Origin of the sequence: Lysobacter sp. MMG2 (genome assembly GCF_016735495.2) — a bacterium.
GTDB lineage: Bacteria > Pseudomonadota > Gammaproteobacteria > Xanthomonadales > Xanthomonadaceae > Lysobacter_J.
Map to the genome: position 1 here is coordinate 140987 of NZ_JAERQY020000002.1, position 25125 is coordinate 166111.

Genomic DNA, 25125 nt, shown 5'->3' on the forward strand with positions numbered 1-25125 from the left:
CGACCGTGCCGCGCCTGCTTTCCGCCCGTCCTACAGGAGCACGTCGATGACCCACCCCGTCCTCACCGCCCTCGGCCTGACCGCCACCGAATCCGGCACCTACCTCGGGAGCGGCGAATGGTCCACCTCGCGTGACGCCGGCGTGCTGGAGTCGATCAACCCCACCAACGGCGAAGTGCTGGCGAAGGTCCACGCGTCCTCGCAGGCCGATTACGACACCATCGTCGAGCGCGCCCAGGCCGCCTTCAAGGTGTGGCGCACCACCCCGGCACCGCGTCGCGGCGAGGCCATCCGCCTGTGCGCCGACGCGCTGCGCAAGCACAAGGACGCGCTGGGTTCGCTGGTCGCGCTGGAAATGGGCAAGTCCAAGCCCGAAGGCGACGGCGAAGTGCAGGAGATGATCGACATCGGCGACTTCGCCGTCGGTCTGTCGCGCCAGCTCTACGGCCTGACCATGCACTCCGAGCGCCCGGGCCACCGCATGTACGAGCAGTGGCACCCGCTCGGCATCGTCGGCGTAATCTCGGCGTTCAACTTCCCGGTCGCGGTGTGGGCGTGGAACTCGTTCATCGCCGCCATCTGCGGCGACATCACCATCTGGAAGCCCTCGCCGAAGACCCCGCTGTCGGCGGTGGCCTCGATGAAGATCTGCAACGAAGCGCTGAAGGCCGGCGGTTTCCCGGACATCTTCTTCCTGTTCAACGACGCCGGCACCGAGCTCGCCTCCAGCTTCGTCGACGACAAGCGCATCCCGCTCATCAGCTTCACCGGTTCGACCAAGGTCGGCCGCATCGTCGGCGAGCGCGTCGCGCGCCGCATGGGCCGCTCGCTGCTGGAACTGGGCGGCAACAACGCGATCATCGTCGACGCCACGGCGGACCTGAAGCTCGCCATCCCGGCCATCGCCTTCGGCGCGGTCGGCACCGCGGGCCAGCGCTGCACCACCACGCGCCGTCTGTTCGTGCACGAATCCATCTACGACGACGTCCTGGCCAAGCTCATCGCCGCCTACAAGCAGGTCGAGAAGAAGATCGGCGACCCGACCGACCCGGCCAACCTGATGGGCCCGCTCAACAGCCGCGACGCGGTGCAGGCCTACCTGGACGCCATCGAGCAGGCCAAGGCCGCCGGCGGCAAGGTCGAGACTGGCGGCGCCGCGATCGACCGTCCGGGCAACTTCGTGTTGCCGACCATCGTGACCGGTCTGTCCAACGACGCGCAGATCGTCCAGCACGAGACCTTCGCGCCGATCCTCTACGTCATGAAGTACCGCGAGCTGGCCGACGCCATCCACATGCAGAACGACGTGCCGCAGGGCCTGTCGTCGTCGATCTTCACCCAGAACCTCAAGGCGGCCGAAGCGTTCCTGTCGGCGGCCGGTTCGGACTGCGGCATCGCCAACGTCAACATCGGCACCTCGGGCGCGGAAATCGGCGGCGCCTTCGGCGGCGAGAAGGAAACCGGTGGTGGCCGCGAGTCCGGTTCGGACGCGTGGCGCGCGTACATGCGCCGTCAGACCAACACGATCAACTATTCCGACGCGCTGCCGTTGGCGCAGGGCATCAAGTTCGATCTGTGAAGTCGGGATTCGTGATTCGGGATTGGGGATTCGTGAAAGCGGCGCGCGACGTCGTTGACTTGTCCCGTGAAGTCCGGTTCATTCCAATCACGATCACGGGCTCCCAGTTCGACCGAGTTCCCACCGAATCCCGAATCTCGAATCCCTAATCCCGAACAAATGTACGGACTTGCCCGCCCCTTCCTGTTCGGCCTCGATGCCGAAACCGCGCACGGCGCCGCGCTCAGCGCGCTGGAAGTGGCGTACCGCACCGGCGCGGGCGCGTTCCTCGCGCGCCCGCCGACGCCACTGCCGACGCGCGCCTTCGGCCTGACCTTCCCCAATCCGGTCGGCCTGGCCGCCGGGCTGGACAAGAACGGCGCGCATATCGACGCCCTGCTCGCGCTGGGCTTCGGCTTCGTCGAGGTCGGCACGGTCACGCCGCGTCCGCAGGAAGGCAACCCGAAGCCGCGCATGTTCCGTCTGCCGGACCAGCAGGCCGTCATCAACCGCCTGGGCTTCAACAACGGCGGCGTGGATGCGCTGGTGCGCAATGTCGAGAAGGCCAAGCGTCGCCACGGCCTGCTCGGCATCAACATCGGCAAGAACAAGGACACGCCCAACGAGTCGGCCGAGAACGACTACCTGCTCTGCCTGGAGCGCGTGTATCCGTTGGCCGATTACGTCACCGTCAACATCTCCTCGCCCAATACCGCTGGCTTGCGTGAATTGCAGGAAGAGCAGGCACTGCGCCGCCTGGTGGGCACGCTGCGCGAGGCGCAGGAGCGCCTGGCCGCCGTGCACGGCCGGCGCGTGCCGATGCTGGTGAAGATCGCGCCCGACCTCACCGACGACGACGTCGAAGCCGCCGCGCGCGTGCTGGGCGATCTGCAGGTGGACGGCGTGATCGCCACCAACACGACCGTCTCGCGCGTGGGCATCGAAGGCGCGCCGCATGCGCAGGAAACCGGCGGGCTGTCCGGCAAGCCGCTGCTCGGCCAGGCGACTGCCGTGCTGCGCATGATGCGTACGCGTCTGCCCGAATCGATTCCGATGATCGGTGTGGGCGGCATCCTCTCCGGCGCCGACGCGGCCGCGAAGATGGCGGCCGGCGCGACGCTGGTGCAGACCTACACGGGGCTGGTCTATCGCGGCCCGGCGCTGGTGAAGGAGTGCGTCGAGGCCATGCGCCGGCGCAAGGAAGCACCGAGCCGCGGCAACATGCCGCCGATCGTATGAGACTCTCTTTCCGTCATTCCCGCGAAAGCGGGAATCTTTCGCGGGAATGACGAGCGTTGAGTGACATGAGCTACGGGAATCCCATCCGCCTCTTCCGCGACGCGCCGCTGCAAACGCGCAACACCTTCGGCGTCGCCGCGACCGCGGCATTGCTGGCGGAAGTCGCCGACGCGACCGCACTCCCGGACCTTTTCGCACGCCCCGAATTCGCCGGGCACGCGCCGCTCGTCCTCGGCGGCGGCAGCAATTTCCTGTTTGCCGGCGATCCGGATGCGCCGATGCTCGCGCTCACCGGGCAGGACGTTCGCGTGGTGCGCGATGAAGGCGACGCGGCGATCGTGCGCGCCGACGCGGGCGTGCCGTGGCACGGCTTCGTCATGCGCATGCTCGACGCCGGTTTCGCCGGTCTGGAAAACCTCGCGCTGATTCCCGGCACCGTCGGCGCCGCGCCGATCCAGAACATCGGCGCCTACGGCGTGGAAGTGCGTGCGTTCGTCCACGCGGTGGAGTGCTTCGAGCCGGCCAGCGGACAAGTCCACCGTTTCGATGCGCAACGCTGCGCCTTCGCCTATCGCGATAGCGTGTTCAAGCACGAACCGGACCGCTACATCGTCACCGCGGTGGAGTTCGCGTTATCGCGCACGCCTGCGCTGAAGCTCGATTACGCCGGCATCGGCGACGAGATCATCGCGATGGGAATCGCCGTGCCGACCCCGCGCGACGTCGCCGAGGCGGTCATCGCGATCCGCCGCCGCAAGCTGCCCGACCCGGCGGTGCTCGGCAACGCCGGCAGTTTCTTCAAGAACCCGATCGTGCCGGTCGCGCAGGCCGATGCCTTGCATGCGCAGGACCCGACGATGCCGGTGTTCCGTGGCGACGCCGCCGACACGCGCAAGCTCTCCGCCGCCTGGTTCATCGACGCCTGCGGCTGGAAGGGGCACCGCGACGGCGATGCGGGCGTCGCGCCCAGCCACGCGCTGGTGCTGGTGAACCACGGCAAGGCGAGCGGGCACGAACTGCTGGTCCTGGCGCGCCGCATCGCCGATTCGGTACGCACGCGCTTCGGCGTGTCCATCGAACCCGAGCCGCGCATCGTCGGCGCGAACTGGTAAGGAACGGCGTCAGTGAGCGAAGCCCTGCCCCATCCGCTTCGTGCCGCCGGCTTCATGCTCGCCAGCACGCTGTGCTTCGGCGTGATGGCCATTGCGATCCGTCTGGCGTCGCATTCGCTCAACACGCTGGAAATCGCCTTCTTCCGCAATTTCTTCGGCCTGCTCACGGTGCTGCCGCTGCTGATGCGCATGGACCCGGCGTCGCTGCGCACGAAGCAATTGCCGCGCTACTTCGTGCGCTGCTTCATCGGCATCTTTTCGATGCTGTGCGGTTTCTGGGCCATCGGCCACCTGCCGCTGGCGCAGGCGATCTCGCTTTCGTATTCCTCGCCGGTGTTCGTGACGATCCTCGCCGCGCTGATGCTCGGCGAACACGTGCGCGGGCGACGCTGGGCCGCGGTGGCGCTGGGCTTCATCGGCGTGCTGGTGATCGTGCGGCCGGGCTCGCACGAGTTCACCGCCGGCACGCTGATCGCGTTGGCCGCGGCGGTATTGAGCGCGGTCGTGGCGATCCAGATCAAGCAGCTCTCGCGCGTGGATGCGGCCAACACCATCGTGCTCTACACGTACCTGTTCTGGGTGCCGTTGTCGCTGGTGCCGGCGTTGTTCGTGTGGGAGTGGCCGCAGGGCATCGCGTGGGTGTGGGTGGTCGCCGCCGGCTTGTTCGGCACGGGCGGACAGGTGCTGTGGACGCATGCGCTCAAGCTGGGCGAAGTCTCCGCGCTGACGCCGATCAGCTTCGTCCAGCTGCCGCTGGTGGCGCTGGTGGGCTGGCTGTGGTTCGGTGAAGTCGTCGATGTATGGACCTGGGTCGGTGCCGGCATCATCCTCGCCGCCAACGCCTACATCACGCACCGCGAGGCCGTGTTGCTGCGCCGCCACGCCACGAACGCGCCGACGGAAGCGGCCAAGCCGGGCGAGTAACGCGGCGTCGACAGCATCGCGACCGCCCCCGTACGATGCGCGCATCATCAGGGGGATGGACATGAAGGCAAGGATCGCGCTGGCGGCGCTGGTGTCGCTTGTTTCATTGACCGCGTGCCAGGAATGGAACCCGGCGCACCGCCGAGCGAAAGCGGACGCCGCTTCGAACGCATCGTCCGGGTTTGCCGACCGCTCCGTCGCGCCGGCCGCGGATCTGCCGCCCGTGGGCCGGCCCGCGCCGCCTCCGGCTCCCGCGAAGGAAAGCCGCCTGGTGCCGTTCGAGGTCCCCGCCTCGCGTGACAGCCCCTCCTCCGTCCCCGGCTGCGAATTCGGCGGTCTCCCGTCCAGGTTCAACGTGTACGCCGCCGGCGCGTATTCGGGCCGCAAGCTCGATTACCAGATCGACCAGAGCGGCCACACGGCGACGCAGATCGACGTGGCCGTCAGCGAAGATGCGGCGCCGGTCGTGCTGATGCTGGGCGCGTACGAGCCCACGGTTTGGAACATCGGCTGGTCGCCCCGCACGCGCATCGTCGCCGTGCTGGTAAGCGGGTATCACCGGCAGGCCGTCGCCGGCTTGCCGCCGTCGGTGCCGCGCATCAACAGCAGCTACGACAACAAGGGTCAGTGCGGCCAGTTCTACGTGAGCGAGCGCAACCTGGGCGAGCTCAATCCGATCGCGCGCCGCGTCTTCGGACAGCGGGTGACGCGGGCGTATATCGCGCAGGACGGATTCGTCGCTATCGGCGACGGGTCGAAGTCCGCGCTGGTCACCGATGCCAACCAGAAGCCCGAGCAGTTCCGCGATCCCGATGCGCCGCTGGCCGGTGAAGCCGGCCTGCGCGAGGCCGTCGCCAAGGGGCTGCTGCGTGAAGCACGATCCAGCGACATGCAAGCCTGGGCATCCGCGTTCGCCGCCATCGAACTGCGCGATGCACCACCGGTTTCCGGCGCGCCGCCGCGCAGCAGCCGCGACTATTCCATGCACAACGCCTACGTCGTGGTGCGGCCCCTGCGCATCCCCGCCGGCCTGTACGGCGCGCACTCGGCCACCTTCATCGTGCCCAAGGGCGTGCAGCGGCCGACGGGCGATCCGGGCCATTCGAGCATCCTCGACTGGAACACCATGACCTGCGCCGGCGCCACCTGCCGCATGCGATAAGCGCGCGGTGGCGTGGTGCGCCGCACTAGGGACGGCGCCGCCTGCGGGGTGAAAGGGGGGCACAGCGGCCGCGCAGCGGGTGAAAGCGGCCGTTTGCCCGCATCTTCACGCGGCCTTCGTTGACCCGGCCGCGTTGGCGGCGGCAAGAAGTACGCGCTCGTACGGTTGCAGTGCGCCGCCCGCTGCGGCGGCCGTCAGCGCGTGGCCGCCGTTTGCCGCGCTCGCACGCCCCATAGGATCGACAGGAGTTGCTCCCATGAACCGCAAGCCCGCAACGCTCGTGCTCCTCTTCGCCCTCGCCATGCCGGCCGCCGCACTGGCCGAGGAAGGCGATTACGCCTGGTGGCAGGTGCTGGTGAATCTGGTCTCGCCGCCCGCGGCCGACAACAAGGTGACGCCCGCGCAGCGCAATGCGCCGACCTATCCGCTGCTGGCCAATCCCGCCGGCTTCGACGACGCATTCGCGCCCGGCCACTACAGCGGCTGGCAGACCGTGCAGCTCGCGCCGCAGACGGGCGCCGTATGCGGGAACGGCACGCCGTACAAGTTCTTCGTCAACCGCGTCGCCGACACGCGCAACACGCTCATCTACATGGAAGGCGGCGGCGCCTGCTGGGACTACGCCAGCTGCAAGGGCCTCACGCCGCGCAGCGCGCGCAATCCCGACGGCATTCCGGACGACTACATGTCGCTGCTCAATCCAGGCGCGAGCTTGGTGAGCCCGTTCGTGCTGCGCATCTCGCCGACCGGCGACGTGGTCAAGACGCAGAAGTGGAACCTGGTCTACGTGCCCTATTGCACGGGCGACATCTACAGCGGCGATCGCGTCGCGGTGTATCCCGACCCGAACGGCGGCGCGCCGCTGGTCTACCACCACAACGGCCTGCGCAACGCGCGCGCGGTGGTGTCGTGGTTGAAGGACCACCTGCCGCGGCCAACGCAACTGGTGCAGGCCGGATGCAGCGCCGGCGGCGTGGGCAGCATGCTCAACTACGAACACATGCGCGGCGATCTCGCGCCCAATCGCGCGTTCCTGATCAACGATTCGGGCCCGGTGTTCAGCGCGCCCAATGGCGCCAGCCCGGCGCAGTATCCGTCGGTGCCGCTGTTCGCGACGATCCGCCCCGCATGGGGCCTGGACGCCACCAACGGTCCGATCGACTACCTCGCCGGCCGCCTGGGCCCGGGCTTCAGCCGCAACGACTACGCCACGCTGATTCCCGCGCTGGCGAACAAGCGCCGCAGCGATCGCCTGGGCATCACCTATTTCTGGCAGGACCTGAACTACTCCTCGTACTCCTACGAGCGCTTCTTCCCGGAGATCCAGAACGCGCCGAACCAGGCCGCGAAGGAAGCGCTGCTGCACCAGAAGTGGGCGGTCGACACCACGCGCCTGAAGGCCACGACGGATAGCCTGTCCAACGTCGGCGGCTATTTCCCGCAGTTCCGCGCACTCAACGAAAGCCACTGCGACACGATCGTCGACTTCAAGAACGGCGACGTGCAGGAACGCGGGCTGGAGCTGTCGCACTTCATCGACAACGTGCTCAACGGCCAGGGCGCGGTGCTCGACGCTTCGGAAAGCAGCGACCAGGCCGATCGCGCCAAGCCGTTCAATCCCTTCTACGCACTCATCGATGCGCTGCTGAATTGAACCGCGACCGCCCCGCGAACGCCGTCACGGCGTTCGCCGGAGCACCGCACCGGCCATGAAACGTCCCGCGCAGATCGCCATCTTCATCCTCATCGCCGTGCTCGGCGCAGCGGGCGTCGCCTGGCAGGTGCAGCGCGTGGACGCGCGCACTGGCGCATCGCCTTCCACACCGTCGGACGTGGAGCGCAACACGACATCGACGACGGCCACGCTGCTGGCGCGTCCGCAGGTACGCGAGTACCAGGAGCGGCTGGCGTTCGAGGAACGCGCGCGCCGCTTCTTCCTGGAATCCTCGACGCTTCCGCCCGCCGCACGCGAACGCGAAGCGCAGGAGATTGCGCGCGGCACCGACCGCTACGCGAACACCGGCGACCTGTCGGCGGGCGAATCGCTGATGCTGCGCATCGGCCTGATCCGCGCCACCGATCCCGACGCGGTGCGCCAGGCCGACCGCGTCGGTGAACTCATCGCGCATTACCGCCTCGACGCCGAACGCCGCAACGCCGCGTTCGTGCAGGCGCAGCAGCACGACCCGGCGTTCAACGATTACAAGCAGCGCGAGCGGCGCGTCGTCGCCGAAGTGATGGCGATGGCGACGATCCCCGACGGCCTCAGCCGCGATGAGTACCTGCGCCAGCGGCTGCAACGCGAACGCGAGATCGCGTACGGCCGCTGACGGGGATGACCTTCAGCGCGATCCCGCCGCAGGCGTGGGTGCGGCCTGCGCGGATTCGTGGCGGCGACGCGACAGCTCGAGCATCGCCTTGCGGTTCTCCTCGTCCAGCGCCGGCCACTATGCCTGCGGCACGGTGATCTCGTCGATGCCGTCGGGTTTGCCTTCCTGCGCGGCGAGCGCACTGCTCACCGCGCGAATGCCGTGCAGCGCGAGCCAGCGGCGGTCGTACTGCGGCGGGTTCGCACGGTCCCATTCGATCGCACGGCTGACCTGCGGCCATTCGTCTTGCGGGTGCGTCTTCAGATGCTCGCGAAAACGCGTGCCGAACACCTGCCGGATCGTCACCACGCCCGGCACGGCGGTGCGGTCGGTGATGATCTGCGCATCGGCCACCGCGCGCGTGTTGGCGACGGCGAACCAGAACACGCCTTCCTGCGGCCGGCCGCGTTCGAACAGCGTGTCGGACATCGCGAACAGCACCGCCGGGTTGTAGCGCGACGGCTGCGCCAGCACCTCGTCGGCGGCCTTGAAACGCGTTTGCGCATCGGGCGAACGCAGACGCTCCATCGCCGAGCGCGACGGCTCCACTTCGATCTGTGCGTATTCGTCCTGCGCATCGACCGCGACGGTCTTGCCCAGGACGCCCTGCGCCATCGCACTGCCTTGCACAAGACCCAGCACCATGGCTGCGGCGCACGCGAGCGTGAAACGACGGTTGCGCAATTCCATTGCATGTCCCCGGTTGGCCCCGCGCCAATGTGGGCGGCGCCGGGAGGGACGGTCAAGCCGCGTCCGACGACCGGTCGTGGCGACGCCAGGGGCGACGCGATGACCGGAACAGGATCAGGTACACGCCGGCCACCCACGCCGTCGCGACCGCCCAGCCGGCCAGGATGTCGGAGGGGTAATGCACGCCCAGGTACACGCGCGAGAGGCCCACCAGCACCACGAACGGCAGCATCACCGCCGCCACCGGCCAGCGCCAGCGCGTGTTCCAGGCCAGCAGGAACAGCACGCAGGCCAGCGTCATCGAACCCATCGCGTGACCGCTGGGAAAGCTGTAGCTGGATTCCGGCGCGATGGAATCCCACAGCGACGGACGCTCGCGCGCGAAGGTCAGCTTCGCGCCGATGTTGAGCAGCGCCGAGCCGCCCAGTGCGATGCCCGCGAACACCGCCTCGCGGTTCTTGCGCAGCACGGCGAGCACGAGGACGAAGGCGATGTCGAACGGCACCACGCCCCACTCGTAGCCGAGCCGGGACATGAAGACGAAGAAATCGTCGAAGCCCTGCCGCGCCATCGACTGCGCGAAGCGCAGCAGCGGTTCATCGAAGGCGATGGCTTCCTGCTCGTGGATCTCGTCGGCCAGTTCGCCGAACACCCACAGCGGCAGCAGCAGGCCGCCGAATACGAGCATCAGGCGCAGGCCGTGCCGGCGCAGCACATCCGCGCCGAAGCGCAGCGCGGTTTGCAGCGCGCCGTCGGACTCAGACGCCACGCGCGGCGTCGGCCCCGTACTTGCGCTCGACGTAGCTGTCGATCAGCGCCACGAATTCGTGCGCGATGTTTTCACCGCGCAGCGTCACGGTCTTCTCGCCGTCCTCGAACACCGGCGCCGAGGGCGCCTCGCCCGTGCCCGGCAACGAGATGCCGATGTTGGCGTGGCGCGATTCGCCCGGCCCGTTGACCACGCAGCCCATCACGGCGAGCGTGAGGTTCTCCGCGCCCGGGTGGCTGATCTTCCATTCGGGCATCTTCGCGCGCACGTGTTCCTGCACGGTCTTGGCCAGTTCCTGGAAGAACGTGCTGGTGGTGCGGCCGCAGCCCGGGCACGCGGTGACCATCGGCGTGAATGCGCGCAGGCCCATGGTCTGCAGCAGTTCCTGCGCGACGACGACTTCGTTGGTGCGCGACTGGCCGGGTTCGGGCGTGAGCGAGATGCGGATCGTGTCGCCGATGCCTTCCTGCAACAGCACGCCGAGCGCCGCGCTGGAGGCGACGATGCCCTTGCTGCCGATACCGGCCTCGGTGAGGCCCAGATGCAGCGCGTAGTCACCACGGCGGGCGAGTTCGCGATACACCGCGATCAGCTCCTGCACGCCGCTGACCTTGGCGCTGAGCACGATGCGCTCGCGCGGCAGGCCGATCTCCTCCGCACGCGCGGCCGAATCCAGCGCCGAGCGGATCAGCGCCTCACGCAGCACTTCGGCAGCGTCCAGCGGCTGGGCGAGCTTGTGGTTCTCGTCCATCAGCTGCGCGGCCAGCGCCTGGTCGAGCGAGCCCCAGTTCGCACCGATGCGCACCGGCTTGCCGTGCTTGATCGCCAGTTCGATCAGCGTGGCGAACTGGCTGTCCTTCTTCTTGCCGAAACCGACGTTGCCGGGGTTGATGCGGTACTTCGCCAGCGCCTCGGCGCAGGCGGGTTCGGCGGTGAGCAGCTGGTGCCCGTTGTAGTGGAAGTCGCCGATGATCGGCACTTCCACGCCCATCATCGCCAGCTTGTCGACGATGCGCGGCACGGCCGCGGCAGCTTCGACGGTGTTGACGGTGACGCGCACCATTTCCGAGCCCGCACGCCACAGTTCGGCGACCTGCTTGGTCGTGGACGCCACGTCGGCGGTGTCGGTGTTGGTCATCGACTGCACGACGACCGGATGGCCGCCGCCCACGTCGACGCCACCGATGCGCACCGCGCGTGTGATGCGGCGCGACAGGGGGCCGAACGAGGGCTGGGCGCAGGGGGGAACGGCTTCGGAGTTCATGGGCCGTATTGTAGCCGGGACCGGTTTTCGACAGGCCGCGTCGACGGGCCACCCTCGGTGAATGCCCGCGCCGCGTGAATGCATCCGGGGCGATCCCGGGTATCCTGCCGCATCGCTCGCCCCCACCGCCTTCCCTCGTCGTTCCCGCGCAACGGAGCGACGGCGCCGGAGTTTTCGCCCCACCGCCCGCAATGCCCGACCTGCGCCCCGACGACGTCCTCACCCCCAGCCAGCTGAACACGCTGGCCCGCGACCTGCTGGAGGGGGCCTTCCCCTCGATCTGGATCGAGGGCGAGCTGGGCAACGTGTCGCGCCCCTCGTCCGGCCATCTGTACTTCACGCTGAAGGACGCGCGCGCCCAGGTGCGCTGCGCGATGTTCCGGCCCAAGAGCAGCTGGCTGCGTTTCCAGCCGCGCGAGGGCCTGCGCGTGCTCGGCCGCGGCCGGCTCACGCTGTACGAAGCGCGCGGCGAGTACCAGATGGTGTTCGACCATCTGGAGGAAGCCGGCGAAGGCGCGCTGCGACGGGCGTTCGATGAACTCAAGGCCAAGCTCGCCGCCGAAGGACTCTTCGACGCCGAACGCAAGCGGCCGCTGCCGCGTTATGCGCGACGCATCGCGGTCATCACCTCGCCCACCGGCGCCGCCGTGCGCGACGTGCTGAGCGTGCTCGCGCGCCGTTTCCCGCTGGTCCACGCCGACGTGCTGCCCGTGCCCGTGCAGGGCGACGGCGCGGCGGCGCAGATCACGGCCATGCTGCAACGCGCGATCGCCGCGCAGCGTTATGACGTGATCGTGCTGGCGCGCGGTGGCGGTTCGCTGGAAGATCTGTGGGCGTTCAACGATGAGCGACTGGCGCGCGCGATCGCGGCTTCGCCCGTGCCGATCGTCTCCGCCGTCGGCCACGAGACCGACTTCAGTCTCAGCGACTTCGCCGCCGACGTGCGCGCACCGACGCCCTCGGTCGCCGCCGAGCTGCTGGTGCCCAATCGCGACGATCTCCTGCACCGCCTGCATGTGCTCGACGCGCGCCTGCGCAACCTGCAACTGCAGCGACTGCGCGGGGCCATGCAGCGCACCGATCGCGCCGCGCTGCGACTGAGCGCGATGCGTCCGCGCGCGCGGCTGGACATGCTCGCGCGTCGCCAGGCCGATGCGCTGCGTCGTCTCGAAGCCGCGTGGAAGCGCCGCCTCGAACACGAGCGCTCCCGCCTGCGCCACGCCGACGCGGTGCTGCGCGCCGCGCATCCGCGCCGACGCATCACGCGCCTGCGCGAGCGCCTCGCCGCGCTCGCGCAGCGGCCGCAATCGGCCATCGTGCGTCGCCTGGCGAACGAGGCGCTGCACCTGCGCGGGCTGGCGCGTTCGCTGGAAGCGGTGAGCCCGCTGGCGACGGTCGCGCGCGGCTATTCGATCCTGCGCCACGAAGACGGCCGCATCGTGCGCAGCGTGCTGGATGCGGCGCCGGGCGATCGGTTGTCGGCACGGTTGACGGATGGCGAGCTGGCGGTGCGGGTCGAGCCGCACGACGGCAACGCCTGAGGCGATGACGCGGGCATCAGAGCTGTCATCCCCGCGAAGGCGGGGATCCAACTCGCCGACGGTGTTCCGGCTCGATCATGCATGATGCGCCTGACAGTTGGATTCCCGCCTTCGCGGGAATGACGGATCTCCAGGATCGCGGCATGCCGCGACCGCCCATGTGACCCACGCGTAACGCAACCTCGCCTACCCTTTCCGCCTCGTTCTGACGGGAGCAGACCATGGCCAAGAACAAGAAGAACCGCGCCGGCAAGGGACTGAAGTCGAGCTATCCCTATTACCTCGCCAACCGCCCGGTCGCGGCCAACACCGCGCTGGAGGTGCTGGACAAGTACAGCGGCGAGCGAGCCACGCGCGTGGCGCTCGCCGATGCGGCGGCGGTGCGCAAGGCCATCGTCGCCGGCTACCAGGCGCGCGAATCGGTGGCGGCGTTCCCGCCCGACGCGCGCCGCGACGTGCTCGAACACTGCGTGCAGCGCTTCACCGAACGCTTCGACGAACTCGCACTCGCGCTGTGCATCGAAGCCGGCAAGCCCATCCGCGACGCACGCGGTGAAGTCACGCGCCTGATCGACACCTTCCGCATCGCCGCCGGTGAGGCCACGCGCATCGGCGGCGAAGTGATCGAAATGCAGATCTCGCCGCGCACGCGCGGCTATCGCGGCATGGTCAAGCGCGTTCCGGTGGGGCTGTGCAGCTTCATCACGCCGTTCAACTTTCCGTTGAACCTGGTCGCGCACAAGGTTGCGCCGGCGATCGCCGCGGGCTGCCCGTTCGTGCTCAAGCCGTCGGAGAAGACGCCGATCGGCGCGCTCATCATCGCCGAGGTGCTCGCCGAGACCGACCTGCCCAAGGGCGCGTTCTCCGTGCTCGCGTGCAGCAACGACGACGCCGCGCAGCTGGTCGAGGACGAACGCGTCGCGTTGCTCAGCTTCACCGGCGGACTGGTCGGCTGGGACCTGAGGGCACGCGCCGGACGCAAGAAGGTCACGCTGGAACTGGGCGGCAACGCGGCGTGCATCGTTGACGAGGATCCGGGCGTGTCGCTGGACCATGTGGTGGAGCGCCTCGTGTTCGGCGCGTACTACCAGAGCGGCCAGAGCTGCATCAGCGTGCAGCGCATCTACGCGCACGCGGCGGTGTACGAGAAGCTGCGCAAGAAGCTCAAAGCCGCCGTGTCGAAGCTGCGCATGGGCGATCCGCGCGTGGAGACGACCTTCATCGGCCCGATGATCGACGAGAACGCCGCCAAGCGCCTGGAGTCGTGGATCGCCGCCGCGCGCAAGGGCGGTGCGAAGCGGCTGGTGGGCGGTGATCGCCAGCGCAACCTGGTGCCGGCGACGCTGCTGGAGAACGTGCCGCGCGATGCCGACCTGTATCGCAAGGAGGCGTTCGCGCCGGTGGCGCTGATGGAGCCGTTCGAGGATTTCGAGCAGGCTTTGGACCGCGTCAACGACAGCGACTTCGGCCTGCAGGCCGGCGTTTTCACCGGCCGGCTGGAGCATGCGATGCGCGCCTGGGACCGGCTGGAGGTCGGCGGCGTGATCGTCGGCGACGTGCCGAGCTTCCGCGTCGACAACATGCCCTACGGCGGCGTGAAGCACTCCGGCCTGGGCCGCGAGGGCGTGCGCAGCGCCATCGAGGACATGACCGAGCCGCGCCTGCTGGTGATCCGCGACCCGGTCGGCTGAGCCGCCAATCGCCTCAACCCCGTTTGGCGCGGGCAGGCGTTCATTACCGGCGACCCAACCACGGAGTTCGCCGATGAACCGCACGACCCTTGCTCCCACGCTGTTGTTCGCTGCGGTGATCGCCGCGCTGGCCGGCTGCCGCAGCACGTCCGATCCGGCCCAGCAAGCCGACGCCGAAGCGCGCGCCACGCGCGAAGAGGCATACAAGCGCCAGGCCAAGGCCATTGCGCCGCCGACGGAGCCGGCGACGCTGGATCGGGTCGAGATCTCCGGCAGCCGGCTCGCCGACCAGGCCCAGTACGCCCCGCCGGCTTCGCCGCCGGCGCCGATGGCGCTTCGCGAATCGGCCGCTGCGGTGATGCTGGTACGCCCGGCTCCGATGGCCGCTCCAGCCAACACCGAGAAGTACGCGCAACGCACCGACAACCCCGTGCAGCGCGCCGCCGAGCAGCCCGTCTCCACGTTCTCCATCGACGTGGACACCGGCAGCTACGCCAACGTGCGCCGCATGTTGAACGACGGCGAACGACCGCCCAGCGACGCCGTGCGCGCCGAGGAGTTCATCAACTACTTCGACTACGGCCACCCCGCGCCGACCACGCGCGAGACGCCGTTCCGCGTCACCACCGAACTCGCACCCGCGCCCTGGAACGCGCAGCGTCAGCTGCTGATGATCGGCATCAAGGGCTATGACGTTCCCAAGGCGACGCTGGCACCGGCGAACCTGGTGTTCCTGATCGACACCTCCGGCTCGATGCAGGATCCCGACAAGCTGCCGCTGGTGAAGCAGGCGCTGCGCCAGCTGGTGCCGCAGCTGCGCGCGCAGGACCGCGTGTCGATGGTGGTCTACGCCGGCAGCGCCGGACTCGTGCTGCCTCCCACGCCGGGCGACCACCACGGCGAGATCCTCGCCGCACTCGACCGCCTGGAAGCCGGCGGCAGCACCAACGGCGGCGACGGCATCCGCCTGGCTTATGCGATGGCGAAGCAGAGTTTCGTCGAAGGCGGCGCGAACCGCGTGATCCTCGCCACCGACGGCGATTTCAACGTCGGCACCGTGGATCAGAACGCGCTGGAAACGCTGGTCTCCGAACAGCGCAAGAGCGGCATCGCGCTGACTACGCTCGGATTCGGCACGGGCAACTACAACGACGAGATGGCCGAACGCCTGGCCGACGTCGGCGACGGCAACCACGCCTACATCGACAGCGTGCGCGAGGCGCGCAAGGTGCTGGTGCAGCAGATGGGCGGCACGCTGCTGACGATCGCGCGCGACGTGAAGATCCAGGTGGAGTTCAACCCCGAGCAGGTCGCCGAGTACCGGCTGATCGGCTACGAGAACCGCATCCTGCAGCGCGAGGACTTCGCCAACGACAAGGTCGACGCGGGCGATATCGGCGCGGGCCATCAGGTGACCGCGCTGTACGAGATCACGCCGGCCGGTTCGGCCGCGCAACGCATTGAACCGCTGCGCTACGGCGCGAAGGCGACGCAGGCGGACAAGTCCGGCACGGGCGAACTGGCCCACCTGCGCCTGCGCTACAAGCTGCCGGGGCAGGACAGCAGCCGCCTGATCGAAACGCCGATCCTGGCCTCGACGCTGACGCGTACACCGAGTCCGTCGCTGCGCTTCGCCAGCGCCGTCGCGGGCTTCGCCGACGCGCTGCGCGGCGGCGAGCGCATGGACGGCTGGAGCTGGGACGCGATGATCACCACGGCACGTGGCGCGCGTGGCGACGATCCGCGCGGGGAGCGTTCGGAGCTGATCCAGTTGATGGATGCGGCGCGTCAGCAGTCCGCGGGCGATGAGCGCGTGGGCATCCGGCAGTAACGGACAGCCGCACGTTCACTCCCTCCCCCCTAGCGGGAGAGGGAAACGCCGCGCAGCGGCGAGGGAGAGGGGCCGGCTTTTCGCGGCAGCGCCACAGCCCTCTCCCTGGCGCTGCGCGCCTGTCCCTCTCCCGCAAGGGGAGAGGGAGAGATGCCCAGTCGTCGATCAAGTCGCGCGAGCAGTCCGCACCGCGATGAACCCAGGCGCAACTCAGCCCGTAACAGCCAACCGCAACGGCACCACGTTCGTGCGCTCGGCCGGGTAACCGAACAGGTAGCCCTGCCCGTAGGTACAGCCCAGCTCGCGCAACGTCGCGCGCTGGGCTTCGTTCTCCACCCCTTCGCCGATGGTGTGGATGCCCAGCGTGCCGGCCAGCGCCTGGATCGCGCGCACCACCGCCACGCTTTCAGGCTGCGTATCGCCGACCAGGCCCGAGACGAAACTCTGGTCGATCTTCAGGCATTCGATCGGGAAACGGTGCAGGTACGACAACGCGGAGAAGCCGGTGCCGAAGTCGTCCAGCTGCGCCAGCACGCCGTGGCTGCGCAAGGTGCGGAGCATGCGCAACGCGCGCGGGACGTCGTCCAGCAGCGCGACTTCGGTGATCTCGATGCGCAGGCGGTGCGGGTCCGCGCCGGCCTGGTCGATCATGCGCAGCAGGCGGTCGGCGAAGTCGGACGAACGGAAATGCCGCGGCGAGACGTTGACCGAGATGTAGCCCTCGCCACCGCGCGCCAGCTCTTCCATGACCTGCCGGTAGAGGATCCAGTCGACTTCCTCGATCAGCGCGCTGTCTTCGCCCACGCCGATGAACTCGCTGGGCGTGAGCAGTCCGCGGCGCTCGTGGCGCCAGCGCAGCAGCGCTTCGTGGCCGATCACGCGATGGTCGTCCAGGCGCACGATCGGCTGGTAGAACGCGACGAAGCCGTCGCCGTTGATGGCGCGGCGCAGGTCGGCTTCCAGGTCGAGGATGCGCACGGCTTCCTCGCGCATGGCCTCGTCGAACACGGCGCAACGGTCGCGGCCGGCGGACTTGGCGCGGTACATGGCCGCGTCCGCGTCGCGCAGCAGCTCGGCACCGGTGCGGTAACGCGGGTGCCACAGGGCGATGCCCAGGCTCGCCGACGGGAACACTTCACGACCGGCGATCCAGCACGGCTCGCCGAGCGCGCGCAGCACACGCTGCGCAAGGTCTTCGGCCACCTGCGGGCCGTCGATGTCTTCGATGAGGATCGCGTATTCGTCGCCGCCCAGGCGCGCGACGGTGTCGCCGGTGCGCACGGCGTCGACGATGCGGCGTCCGGTTTCGATCAGCAGTTCGTCGCCGGCCGAATGACCCACCGAGTCGTTGACCAGCTTGAAGCGGTCCAGGTCGAGGAACAGCACCGCGAAGGTGCGCTGCGAATCGCTCTGTGCACGCGCGATGGCGTGCGAGAGACGGTCCAGCAGCTGGCTGCGATTCGGCAACCCTGTGAGCGCGTCGTGCGTGGCCTGGTGGGTGAGCTGCTGCTCCACGCGCAGGCGCTCGCCGATCTGCGACAGCAGCTCCGCGTTGGCCTGCGCGAGTTCGCGCGTACGCGATTCCACGCGCTGCTCGAGTTCCGCATGCGCGGACACCAGGCGGTCCTGCGACTGCTTGCGCGCCAGGCCGATCGAAATATGGTGCGCGACGAAGGTCAGCAGTTCCTGGTCGCGCACGCTGAAGCTGATCGCCGGCGAGTAGCTCTGCACGGTGATCACGCCGACCACCGACTCGTTGCGGAACAGAGGCACGCCGAGCCAGCAATGCGCCAGCGAACCGCGACTGCGCACCAGCCCCTGCGACTCCAGCGCGGCGATGCGCTTGCGGTCGGCCAGCAGCGGGCGGCCGCGCGCGATCACGTACTCGGTCAGGCCCGAGGTGAGGTTGCGCGTCACGCGCACGGCGTCGCGTTCGTCGATGGAGTACGGGAATTCCAGCCGCTCGCCGTCCTCGGTGAGCAGCGCGATGTAGAAGTTGCGCGCGTACAGCAGGTCGCTGACGACGTCGTGCACCTGCGTGTAGAAACGCTCCAGCGTCTCGGAGGTGATCGACAGCTCGGCGATGCGGAACAGCGCGCGTTGCAGGCGCTCGGCGCGCTGGCGCTCGATGATCTCCGCCTGCAGGTCGCGGTTGCTCAGCTGCAGCGCCTGGGTGCGTTCCTCGACGCGGCGTTCGAGTTCCTCGCGCGCGTGGAAGCGGTCCAGCGCGGTGAGGATGTGCTGGGCGACGAAGGCCAGCAGCGCGCGTTCCTCTTCGCCGTAGACATCCGGGCGGTCGTAGCTCTGCACCACGATCGCGCCGCAGATGCGCTCATCGCGACGCATCGGCACGCCGAGCCAGTCCTCGCTGTCCGGCCCGTGCTGGATGTCGCGCGCCACGCCCAGGCGTTCGCGGATCTGTGCGGAAGGGCCCTGCAACGGCTCGCCGTGGCGCAGCAGCGCGACGGTCACGCTGTTGGGCATCTCCTCGATGGGGATGTCGCGCTCGGGCTCGGCGACGTAGGTGTCGCGCTGGTCGGCGAAGTACAGGAAGCGCAGGCTGTCGCGCACGTCGTCGTACAGCACGATGTACAGGTTGGCCGCGTACATCAGGCCGGCGACGACGGTGTGGATCCGGCGCAGCATGTCGGCCAGTTCCAGGTCCGAACCGGCCAGGTCGGCGATCTCGAACAACGCCTGCTGCAAGCGCTCGGATTTCTCCAGCGATTCGGCGCGGGCCAGCGTGCGCAGGGCGACGAGGTGGGCGCCGATGACGATTCGCGCCAGCGCCACCCACATGGTCCGGGTTTCCGCGCCGATCGGGGCCGGCAGCTGCGCGGCGATGGCCACGCGCACGCCTTCGTTGGTGGTCCAGCAGGCTTCGATGCGCTGGGAATGCTGGCCAAGCGGATCGCGTCCGAGCAGCGATTCGGCCCGGTTGGCCAGCGCGGTGGTCGCGCCCATGGAGGCCGAACCGGCGACCGCGCCGCCGTGGGGGTCGCGCCACAGCACCGCCACCTCGGAACCGGCCGGCAGGGCTTCCTGCAGGGTGTCCGCGAGCGCGTCCCGCCCGCTTCGGGCGTCGACGATTCTCACGGCCTTTGGCCTGGTTCGTGTGGACACTGCGGAAGGGACCCCTGGGTGGACGGGGCAGGATAGCGCGGCAATTCGCCCGCGTGCTCAACCCCATCCAGAACTGCGACCCGTTCGTCTGAATATGAGCCTCGCAACATGGGACCTCCCCGGCCCCGCCCGCTTCACGCCGGCGTCCTCACCCCGTACGCTGCCGCGCATGAATGCGGGTGCGGACACCGACGATGACGTGCTGATGCTGGCCTGGGCGGCCGGCGACGCGGCGTCGTTCGAGCTGCTCTACGCCCGCCACCGGGGCCCGCTGTACCGTTTCCTGCTGCGCCAGCTGCGCGATCCGGCGCTGGCGGACGAGTTCTTCCAGGACGTCTGGCAGCGCGTCATCGCCGCCCATCATGGCTGGAAACCCGAGGCCGCATTCAGGACCTGGCTCTTCCGCATCGCCCACAATCGCCTGGGCGACCATTGGCGCGGCCTGAAGCACCGCCCGCCCGCGCCGGACGATGCCGACGAACGCGCCGCGCGCGTGCCCGACCCGACCAGCCCGGAGCGCGAACTGTCCGAGTTCGAACAGCGCCGCCGCCTGCAGCTGGCCATCGAAGAGTTACCTGACGAGCAGCGCGAAGTGGTGCTGCTGCGCCTGGAGCAGGAACTGAGCCTGGAGGAGATCGGCGCCATCACCGGCGCCGGCCGGGAAACCGTCAAGTCGCGGCTTCGCTATGCGATGGACAAGCTGCGCGCGAGATTGAACGAATGAACCGCTTCGACGACGAACCGCTGAGCCCGGAAGAACGCGCGCTGGCCGACCGCCTGGCGCGGCTGGGTCCGCACGACGGCCCGTCGGCGGCGCTCGACGCGAAGATCCTGGCCGCCGCGCACGCGGCCGTGGCGCCTGCGCCGTCGCGCCGCCGTCGCTGGCTGGGGCTGGCGGCGCTGCCGGGCGGCCTCATCACGGGCGCAGGCATGGCCGCGGCACTGGTGCTGGTGGTCGGCGTGGTCTGGCAGCTTCGGCCGTCCGACCCGGCCCCCAGGCCCGCGCGGAGCGAAGGCGTCGCCTACGTTTCGGCCGAGATCATCCAGCGCAAGCAGCCCGTCGTGGCGCCGCCTCCGCCCGCCGAGGCCGCCGTTGCCAGGGCGCTGGAGCCGGCTCCGATCCAGCGCCGAGTCGCATCGGCGCGAAGCGAGGCCGCACCCGCGATCGCCAGTGCCCCGCCGCCCATGCCGGCCGCAGCACCGGCGCCGAAAATCATGGCGACCGTCGGACCTGACGAACAGTCCCACTACCTCGACGAGGCCATCATGCAGGCGCCCGCCCCTGCGGCGTACTCGTCGGCGCCTGCGGCAGCGGCACCTGCCGCACCGGCCCCGCCGGCCGCCCTGTCGAGCGAAGCGGCTGCGGACGCCGCCCGCCGCGAGGCGTTCGGCCTGAAACGGGCACGCCAGGAAGAGGCCTACAGCGAGACGACGGCCGCCGCCGAATCACGCGCGGCCGCGAAAGCGAGCGCCGAATCGGCGACGCTGGATCGTATCGAGGTGTCCGGCAGCCGCGTGAAGAACGACGCCTCGCTGATTTCCGCCGTGGTGCTGGCCGACATTCCGCTCGACGAGGATGCCCGACTCGAAGCCAAGGCCTGGCTCGAACGCATCCGCGAACGCCGCGCCACCGGCGACATTGACGGCGCGCGCGCGAGTCTGGCGCGCTTCCGCCAGGTCCATCCGGATGTGCGCGTGCCGCGCGACCTGCGCGCCCTCGCCCAGCCTCCCGCGACGCGATGAGCAGCACGCTGGCCGGCCCGACCTCGCACCTGCTGGAGGTCAAGCACAGCCGTTTCCTCGTCCATGCCGCCCCGGTGGACACGCCCGAGCAGGCGCTGGCCTTCGTCGCCCAGGTCGGCGATCCGGCGGCCACGCACAACTGCTGGGCCTACCGCATCGGCAGCGAATACCGTTTCAACGACGACGGCGAACCGGCCGGCACCGCCGGGCGACCGATCCTGGCGGCCATCGACGGCCAGGGACTGGACCGCGTGGTCGCCGTGGTCACGCGCTGGTTCGGCGGGATCAAGCTGGGCGCCGGCGGGCTGGTGCGTGCCTATGGCGGCAGCGCGGCCGAATGCCTGCGCGTGGCAGCGCGACGCGAACTCATCGTCCACGCGGACCTCCGCCTCGCCTACCCCTTCACCGAAACCGGCGCGGTGCACGCGCTGATCTCGCAATTCGATGCGGAAAAGCTCGACGAACAGTTCGACGCCGACGGCGCCCGGCTGCATGTGCGCATGCCGGCCGATCGCGTGGAAGGCTTGAAAGTCCGCCTGCGCGACGCCACCCGGGACCGGGTGCGCTTCTTCGATACCTGAAACGTCCACCTCCTACGCGCTGGCGCGGAAACTTCCGACCCGGCCGCGAGGTCTTGTTCGCGTTCGCGAATGCCCCGCCGCCTTCATACTGCCCCCTCGATGACCGACGCCTCCTCCGCCAAAGCCCCCATCGGCAGCCTGCGCACGCTGTGGCCGTTCGTCCGCCGGCACCGCACGCTCTTCATTGCGTGGCTGTTCGCGCTCGCCGCGTCCAGTGCCGCCACGTTGAGCCTGCCGGTCGCGTTCCGCACGATGATCGACCAGGGCTTCGCCCAGGGCGGCGGCGCGGCCATCGACCGCGCCTTCCTGCTGCTGTTCGCCGTGGCCGTGGCGTTGGCGCTGGCGACGGCGGCGCGCTTCTTCTTCGTCTCGCTGCTGGGCGAACGCGTGGTCGCCGACCTGCGCGAGCGTCTGTACGCGCACCTCATCGGCCTCGATGCCGGTTTCCACGACCGCAACCGCAGCGGCGAGCTCGTCTCGCGCCTCACCGCCGACGCGGAGCTGCTGCGCAACGTGGTCGGCACCAGCATGTCGGTCGCGCTGCGAAGCCTCGTCACGGTGATCGGCAGCCTGGCGATGCTCTTCATCACGGCGCCGCGCCTGGCGGCGTTCGCGCTGGTCGGCATTCCGCTGGCGGTGCTGCCGATCGTGATCGGCGGGCGGCGCCTGAAGAAGATGTCGCGCGCCAGCCAGGACCGCGTCGCCGACGCCAACACGCTGGCCAACGAAACCCTCGGCGCGATCCGCACCGTGCAGGCGCACGCGCGCGAACCGTACGAGCTCGGCCGCTTCGGCGCCGCGCTCATGGAAGCGGTGAACACCGCGCGCCGCCGCATCCAGTCGCAGGCGTGGGTCACGGCGATCGCCATCACGCTGATCTTCGGCGCGATCACATTGGTGCTGTGGTCCGGCGCGCACGACGTCGTCGCCGGCCGAATGACGGCCGGCACACTCGGCCAGTTCGTGCTGTACGCGCTGATCGGCGGCGGCTCGGTCGGCGCGCTGGCGGAAGTGTGGAACGAACTGCAACGCGCGGCCGGCGGCATGGGCCGCATCAGCGAATTGCTGGTCGAGACCGCCGACGTGCAGTCGCCGACGCACCCCGCACCGCTACCGCTACCGGTGCGCGGCGAGCTGTCGTTCGACCACGTGAGCTTCCACTACCCGCTGCGTCCCGACGCACCTGCGCTGGAAGACTTCGACCTGCACGTGAAGCCCGGCGAGACGGTGGCGCTGGTCGGTCCGTCCGGCGCCGGCAAGAGCACCGTATTCTCGATGCTGCTGCGCTTCCACGATCCGCAGTCCGGCACGATCCGCGTGGACGGCGCGGACATCCGCCAGCTCGACCTGGCCGCATTGCGCGAATCCATCGCGTTGGTGCCGCAGCAGCCGACGATCTTCGCCGCCAGCGCGCGCGACAACATCCGTTACGGCCGTCTGGATGCGACCGACACCGATGTCGAGCACGCCGTCGAGGCCGCGCACGCCGCGGACTTCATCGCCGCGCTTCCGCAGCGCCTGGACACCGAACTGGGCGAACGCGGCGCGCGCCTGTCCGGCGGCCAGCAGCAGCGCATCGCCATTGCCCGCGCGCTGCTCAAGGACGCGCCGATCCTGCTGCTGGACGAAGCCACCAGCGCCCTGGACGCACAGAGCGAGCGCGCCGTGCAGCAGGCGCTGGAAACGCTGATGGAAGGCCGCACCACGCTGGTCATCGCGCATCGCCTCGCCACCGTGCTGAAGGCCGACCGCATCGTGGTCATGGACCGCGGCCGCATCATCGCGGAAGGAACGCACGAGCAGTTGCTTGCCCAAGGCGGGCTGTATGCGGAGCTGGCGAAGCTGCAGTTCCTCGATTAAGTCGTGGCGGCTCCCGCCGCCCACGCACGCGCCATCAACGCGCCCAGGTCGAAATCCCGCGACAAGGTCCCGTACGCATTGCCGTGATCGCCACCGATTCGGCTGGTGCAGAACGCGTCCGCCATCGGGCTGTCGGAGCGCAGGAGCAGGCTGGCCTGCAGCGCCATCGCGAGCGCTTCCACCCAGCGCCGCGCTTCGACTTCGTGCAGTGTGGCGCGGCCTTCCAGCACGGGCCGGAGTTCGTTGAGCTCGGCGTCGAAATCCGGATCCAGATGCTGCGCGGCCTCCAGTTGGGCCAGCAGCGCCTGGCCTGTCTGCGGCTCGCGTTGCAGCGCACGCAGCACATCCAGGCATTGGATGTTGCCGCTGCCTTCCCAGATCGAGTTCAGCGGCGCCTGACGGTACAGGCGCGGCAGCATCGATTCCTCGATGTAGCCCGCACCGCCCAGGCATTCCTGCGCTTCGTTGACGAAGCCCGGCGCGCGCCGGCACACCCAGTACTTGCCGACAGCGGTGGCGATGCGCGCGAACGCCGCTTCCTGTGCGTCGTACGGCGCGCGATCCACCGCCCGCGCCACCCGCATCGCCAACACGATCGCCGCCTCGGCTTCGACCGCCAGGTCGGCCAGCACGTTGCGCATCAGCGCGTGATCGGCCAGCGGCTTGCCGAACGTCGCGCGGTGGTGCGTGTGGTGCATCGCCTGCGCCAGCGCCATGCGCATCTCTGCGGCCGCGCCGAGCATGCAGTCCAGGCGGGTGAGCATCACCATTTCGAGGATCGTCGCCACGCCGCGTCCTTCCTCGCCGATGCGGTACGCCCAGGCGTCCATGAACTCCACCTCGGACGAGGCGTTGGACCAGTCGCCGAGCTTGTCCTTCAGGCGCATCAGCGCGAAGGCGTTCTTCGCACCGTCGGGCGTCCAGCGCGGCATCAGGAAGCAGCTCAGTCCGCCCGGCGCCTGCGCCAGGACGAGGAAGGCGTCGGACATCGGCGCTGAGAAGAACCACTTGTGACCGACCAGCCGGTATTCGTTTTCCGCGGCCAGTGGCGTGGCGACGGTGCGGTTGGCGCGCACGTCGCTGCCGCCCTGCTTCTCGGTCATGCCCATGCCGAGCGTCACGCCGAGCTTGTCTTCGCTGGGGAGGTCGCGCGGGTCGTAGAACGGCGACACCGCCTTGGTTTCCCATCCCGACAGCTCCGGCGCGTGGCGCAGCACGGGGATTGCGGCATGCGTCATCGTCAGCGGACAACTGGTGCCCGGCTCGACCTGGTGGTGGAGGTAGCTCAACGCCGCGCGCGCGATGTGCGAACCCGGCCGCAGTTGCGACCACGACAGCCCCGCCACGCCGTGCTCGATCGCCACCTGCATGATGCGGTGGTAGTTGGGATGGAATTCGACCAGGTCGATGCGCTGGCCGAAGCGGTCGTGGGTGCGCAGGCGCGGGCGGTCGCGATGCGCGTCGAAGCTCAGCCGGTAGACCTCGTCGCCGGCGAGGGCGCCGTAGGTCGCCAGCGCATCGGCGAAGTCGCCGCCGCCTTCGCGCACGACCGCCTCGCGCAACGCGGCGTCGTCGCGCCACAGATCGCGCGGGGCGAACTCCGGCGGCTGGTTGTCCACGCGGTGCGTGACGAACGGCGGCAACGGTTCCATCGGCGACTCCGGCGAG

The 25125-nt window shown here is 69.4% G+C and carries 19 protein-coding genes; 14 read left to right on the plus strand and 5 right to left on the minus strand.

Annotated elements, in window-relative coordinates; genetic code table 11:
- The first annotated feature begins 46 nt into the window (after positions 1-46).
- From JI752_RS08570 to JI752_RS08600, 7 genes are all read left to right on the plus strand, one after another.
- Positions 47-1579: an aldehyde dehydrogenase family protein gene (locus tag JI752_RS08570; RefSeq protein WP_216962281.1), complete on the plus strand. Its 1533-nt coding sequence runs from the start codon at positions 47-49 to the stop codon at positions 1577-1579.
- Positions 1580-1738: 159 nt separating this feature from the next.
- Positions 1739-2797, plus strand: coding sequence for a quinone-dependent dihydroorotate dehydrogenase (locus JI752_RS08575; protein ID WP_216962283.1), 1059 nt, complete (start codon positions 1739-1741; stop codon positions 2795-2797).
- A gap of 65 nt (positions 2798-2862) precedes the next feature.
- Positions 2863-3909, plus strand: coding sequence for a UDP-N-acetylmuramate dehydrogenase (gene murB, locus JI752_RS08580; protein WP_216962286.1), 1047 nt, complete (start codon positions 2863-2865; stop codon positions 3907-3909).
- Positions 3910-3963: 54 nt separating this feature from the next.
- A complete protein-coding gene (locus JI752_RS08585; protein ID WP_216964182.1) occupies positions 3964-4833 on the plus strand; it encodes a DMT family transporter in 870 nt (289 codons plus the stop codon).
- A gap of 61 nt (positions 4834-4894) precedes the next feature.
- Entirely contained in the window at positions 4895-5995 is a 1101-nt protein-coding gene (locus JI752_RS08590) for a hypothetical protein (protein ID WP_216962289.1), read from the plus strand.
- A 256-nt stretch (positions 5996-6251) separates the two neighbouring features.
- Positions 6252-7649 (plus strand): pectinacetylesterase family protein, encoded by a 1398-nt coding sequence (locus JI752_RS08595; RefSeq protein ID WP_216962291.1) that lies wholly within the window; start codon positions 6252-6254, stop codon positions 7647-7649.
- Between the two features lie 55 nt (positions 7650-7704).
- Positions 7705-8325 carry a hypothetical protein gene (locus JI752_RS08600; protein ID WP_216962294.1) on the plus strand — a complete coding sequence of 207 codons (621 nt, stop codon included), beginning with the start codon at positions 7705-7707 and terminating at the stop codon, positions 8323-8325.
- Positions 8326-8442: 117 nt separating this feature from the next.
- Here JI752_RS08600 and JI752_RS08605 read toward each other — a convergent pair whose 3' ends face one another.
- The 3 genes from JI752_RS08605 to ispG form a co-directional block, all read right to left on the minus strand.
- Complete coding sequence (locus tag JI752_RS08605; protein ID WP_216962297.1) at positions 8443-9054, minus strand: hypothetical protein; 612 nt, start codon at positions 9052-9054, stop codon at positions 8443-8445.
- A gap of 52 nt (positions 9055-9106) precedes the next feature.
- The gene (locus JI752_RS08610; protein WP_216964184.1) at positions 9107-9742 is read right to left on the minus strand and encodes a phosphatase PAP2 family protein; all 636 of its coding nucleotides are present in this window, start codon (positions 9740-9742) and stop codon (positions 9107-9109) included.
- A gap of 70 nt (positions 9743-9812) precedes the next feature.
- Positions 9813-11087, minus strand: coding sequence for a flavodoxin-dependent (E)-4-hydroxy-3-methylbut-2-enyl-diphosphate synthase (gene ispG / locus JI752_RS08615; RefSeq protein ID WP_216962301.1), 1275 nt, complete (start codon positions 11085-11087; stop codon positions 9813-9815).
- Between the two features lie 191 nt (positions 11088-11278).
- Here ispG and xseA point away from each other — a divergent pair, with 191 nt between their 5' ends.
- The 3 genes from xseA (at position 11279) to JI752_RS08630 (ending at position 16150) form a co-directional block, all read left to right on the plus strand.
- The gene (gene xseA / locus JI752_RS08620; RefSeq protein ID WP_216962304.1) at positions 11279-12628 is read left to right on the plus strand and encodes an exodeoxyribonuclease VII large subunit; all 1350 of its coding nucleotides are present in this window, start codon (positions 11279-11281) and stop codon (positions 12626-12628) included.
- Between the two features lie 221 nt (positions 12629-12849).
- Positions 12850-14319, plus strand: coding sequence for an aldehyde dehydrogenase family protein (locus tag JI752_RS08625; RefSeq protein ID WP_216962307.1), 1470 nt, complete (start codon positions 12850-12852; stop codon positions 14317-14319).
- 358 nt (positions 14320-14677) lie between these two features.
- Positions 14678-16150, plus strand: coding sequence for a VWA domain-containing protein (locus JI752_RS08630; protein WP_254200596.1), 1473 nt, complete (start codon positions 14678-14680; stop codon positions 16148-16150).
- Positions 16151-16360: 210 nt separating this feature from the next.
- On the opposite strand, the gene JI752_RS08635 is transcribed toward JI752_RS08630, so the two are convergent.
- Positions 16361-19246: an EAL domain-containing protein gene (locus JI752_RS08635; protein WP_342315769.1), complete on the minus strand. Its 2886-nt coding sequence runs from the start codon at positions 19244-19246 to the stop codon at positions 16361-16363.
- A 196-nt stretch (positions 19247-19442) separates the two neighbouring features.
- Between JI752_RS08635 and JI752_RS08640 the strand changes: the two genes are divergently transcribed.
- From JI752_RS08640 to JI752_RS08655, 4 genes are all read left to right on the plus strand, one after another.
- Positions 19443-19997 carry an RNA polymerase sigma factor gene (locus tag JI752_RS08640; RefSeq protein ID WP_216962313.1) on the plus strand — a complete coding sequence of 185 codons (555 nt, stop codon included), beginning with the start codon at positions 19443-19445 and terminating at the stop codon, positions 19995-19997.
- A complete protein-coding gene (locus JI752_RS08645; RefSeq protein ID WP_216962315.1) occupies positions 19994-21016 on the plus strand; it encodes a hypothetical protein in 1023 nt (340 codons plus the stop codon). Before JI752_RS08640 ends, JI752_RS08645 begins: the two co-directional genes overlap by 4 nt.
- Positions 21013-21597 (plus strand): YigZ family protein, encoded by a 585-nt coding sequence (locus tag JI752_RS08650; RefSeq protein WP_216962318.1) that lies wholly within the window; start codon positions 21013-21015, stop codon positions 21595-21597. Before JI752_RS08645 ends, JI752_RS08650 begins: the two co-directional genes overlap by 4 nt.
- A gap of 99 nt (positions 21598-21696) precedes the next feature.
- The gene (locus JI752_RS08655; RefSeq protein WP_216962321.1) at positions 21697-23457 is read left to right on the plus strand and encodes an ABC transporter transmembrane domain-containing protein; all 1761 of its coding nucleotides are present in this window, start codon (positions 21697-21699) and stop codon (positions 23455-23457) included.
- On the opposite strand, the gene JI752_RS08660 is transcribed toward JI752_RS08655, so the two are convergent.
- Positions 23454-25109, minus strand: coding sequence for an acyl-CoA dehydrogenase family protein (locus JI752_RS08660; protein WP_216962323.1), 1656 nt, complete (start codon positions 25107-25109; stop codon positions 23454-23456). The genes JI752_RS08655 and JI752_RS08660 overlap by 4 nt on opposite strands.
- Positions 25110-25125 lie beyond the last annotated feature (16 nt).